This window comes from Bathymodiolus platifrons methanotrophic gill symbiont (assembly GCF_002189065.1).
Lineage (GTDB): Bacteria > Pseudomonadota > Gammaproteobacteria > Methylococcales > Methylomonadaceae > Methyloprofundus.
Genome location: NZ_BDMN01000515.1, coordinates 1 through 1,744 on the forward strand (window position 1 = coordinate 1; position 1,744 = coordinate 1,744).

A 1,744-nucleotide genomic window follows, 5' to 3' on the forward strand; every position below is an offset into this window, starting at 1 on the left:
CCAATAATTATCCTTTAACCCTGTTAAACAAGTATTGAATTTTGAAACAAATGGGGTTGATCTAATGAAATAATGAAGAAACAGAGAATTAACCTTAACATTATTTGAAAAGCACAAAAGTTTATTTACATAGCAAACAGACTGTTTCACAAAGGCCATTTTCTTCCCTGCACTACCACCTTCAACACATAGTAATGTTGAGTAACTAGGAGATTTTTTGTATTTAGATTCTGAATTAGGGATATACACACCATTATTTATATTTGCGGAGTATGTAGCTAAATCAATATCTTTAGTTCCAACATAGGGAGTATTCTCAATTGTTTTATCTGAAAATTTTTCTTTCAAAGTATCATTGAGGCTATTACCTGTACGCATTGTTGCAACATCCTTCAACCGCATCACTTCCCAATGCTTTGGAATATCCCCAACCCATTCAACCCCGCTATCTTTCATAGCTACCGTTTTATCCAGTCCACGGAGAACGGTTTCGTTAATCAGGGATTGTTTTAGCTTGCTGTAATGGACGGCTTTTTGGGCGAGTAAATCAATTTTTTTATCAATCTGAGCGGTTTTGGTGTCCAGATAATCGGCTATGAATTTTTGTTCGGGGAAAGGTGGTAATGCTGTTTTAATTTGAAAAAAATATTTCGGATATAGCCTTAATCGTGAGGAGACTATTCCTTTAGAATTCCTTGTCATTTCAGTGATTGCATTTGGCGTTCTGTACAAGTAATCAAAATATTTATGATTATAAGGCTTATACTTTTTGGGTTTATAAACACCATAAGCAGGACTGCAAATCCCCTCTTCATCAGCTGTCCCTAACGCTCCCATCCAAGCCCACATAGTGTTAATAATAAAATCACCTGTTTTGCATAGTTTATAACCTTCCATTGTTTCCGCCATAAACATATTCACATTTTTTTCTGTTCGCCGAGTAACTCCTGTTATATGAGACACAGTAAGTAATGTTTCGTTACCAGAACTACTTAAGCTCCCTCTTTCCTCGAAAATATCTTTATTTCTAGTTATTTTCCACTGAATGGGAGTCCTCCCGAGCCATTCAATCCCGCTATCTTTATATTCCTCATAACACCTAGAAACTTCTTGAATCATAATACAAACTCCGCTTCCAAGTCCTTGAGCTGCTCATCCATCTTTTCAATATCTGGCAGAATATCGCTTACGCTTCTAAGCTTTTCGGGCTTGTAGAAAACCTTATTAAAATTCACTTCCACGCCAACCACATTTTCTAATAGCTCAAACGGTTTGGTGATGTATTTCTCCATAAATGCATCAATCGCTTTCTGGTTTTCTAACTCGTCTTTGTGAAAAGGAATGATTTCGTAATCTTTCTGATAATCAGGCGTTAGCCCTACAGTAATTTCTATGCGTTCTGGCTTGGTTTTGTTTTTCTTTTTCAAACTCGCTTTGACTACAATCTTGCCGCAACCTAGCTCTTCTTCTGTGTCGTTTTCGGTTTTAATTAGAGTTTCTTTTTCTGTATCAAAACTATATTGCGTAGCTTTAGTGGTAATGACTAAGGGTTGTTCTTTGTAATTAAGAAGAGCAATAAAAGGCTTTATATTGCTCATAAAATAGTAAAACAAGGACTCAAATTTTGAGTGATCATATTCTGTAATAACAAATTCACTAAATGAACGCCCACCATTATTTATTTTGATCGGCATTAGTTTTGTGCCCTTCTTACCGTCTTCAAGTTGCTGTTCATAGCTGTTGC

Annotated in this window: 1 protein-coding gene and 1 pseudogene; both read right to left on the reverse strand. The window is 36.0% G+C overall.

Going from position 1 to position 1,744, the window contains the following annotated elements:
• Positions 1-1,119, reverse strand: a 1,119-nt coding sequence (locus tag CDZ78_RS20010) for a restriction endonuclease subunit S (RefSeq protein WP_140414259.1), incomplete at its 3' end; no start/stop codon positions are given.
• Positions 1,116-1,744, reverse strand: a pseudogene (locus tag CDZ78_RS22445) (N-6 DNA methylase); the annotation flags it as partial. The gene CDZ78_RS20010 and the pseudogene CDZ78_RS22445, both read right to left, overlap by 4 nt.